This window comes from Ruegeria sp. AD11(2025), assembly GCF_056542405.1.
The window spans coordinates 1-1,188 of the sequence record NZ_JBQFZU010000110.1; the positions used below are offsets into that span (position 1 = coordinate 1).

The window sequence follows — 1,188 nt, forward strand, 5'->3', positions numbered from 1 at the left end:
TGTCTTGGCCCCCTAAAACTGTGCCACAGTTGGCTTAGTTTTGGAGACGGGATTGATGGCGCGGAAACGGTATTCGGACGAAGATATTCTGCGGCTTTTGCGCGAGATTGAGCTGGGCCTGGCATCTGGTTCGGATGTCGCGACGGCGTGCAGAACGGCTGGTGTCAGTGATGCGACCTATTACACATGGCGCAAGCGGTTTGGTGGGATGGGACGATCTGAGATGGCCAATCTGAAGGCGCTGCAGAAAGAGAATGATCGGCTCAAGAAAATCGTGGCTGAGCTTGAACTGGACAAACTCATTCTCAAGGAGAGCCTTGATTATCTAAAGCCAAAGGCCTGACGGCAGACCAGCTTCGTCAGGCCGTGGTCCACACCCGACAAAAGCTGGCAACCTCTGAACGGCGCACCTGTCGCGTGATTGGATTGGCGCGGAGCACGCTGCAATACCGCGCAGCGCCAAAGGATGATGAGGCGTTACGTCTGGCGATGATCCGATTGGCCAAACGGTATGGGCGCTACGGCTACCGCAAGGTCGCCGAGCTGCTGCGTGTCGAAGGCTGGGCAGTCAATCATAAAAAGATCGAACGACTATGGCGCGAAGAAGGCTTGCAGCTCCCACAACGGCACAAGAAACGCAAACGGCTGTACCACAAGGACAGCTCGATCATCCGGCTCCGACCGCAACATCCCAATCACATCTGGAGCATTGACTTTGTCCACGACAAGCTGAGCAACGGACAGAGCTACAAGATGCTGACGGTGCTGGATGAGTATACCCGTGAGGCGCTCTGCGTAGCGGTCAAGCCGAAGATGAACAGCGCAGACGTGCTGGATGCGCTCTACCCACTCTTATTGCGGCACGGGAAGCCCGAACACATCCGTTCCGACAACGGCGCGGAGTTCATCGCAACGGCCCTGCAGACCTGGTTAAGAAAGGTGGGCATTAAGCCGATCCAAATCTACCCGGGATCACCTTGGGAGAATGGATACAACGAGCGCTTCAATGGCACTCTGCGCCGGGAAGTCCTCAACGCAGAATGGTTCCACACCACCAAACAGGCTCAGATCGTCATCAATACCTGGCTTAGACAGTACAATCGTGTCAGACCCCATCAGGCTCTAAACATGCGACCGCCCGTTCCAGAAACCTTGCTCAAAACTGGCCCATAGAATTGGGGCTGGACA

General features: G+C 55.6%; 1 pseudogene. It reads left to right on the forward strand.

Annotation, left to right across the window (positions count from 1 at the left end):
• Nucleotides 1-55: 55 nt before the first annotated feature.
• A pseudogene (locus ACR1XY_RS24555) lies at nucleotides 56-1,173 on the forward strand (IS3 family transposase).
• Nucleotides 1,174-1,188 lie beyond the last annotated feature (15 nt).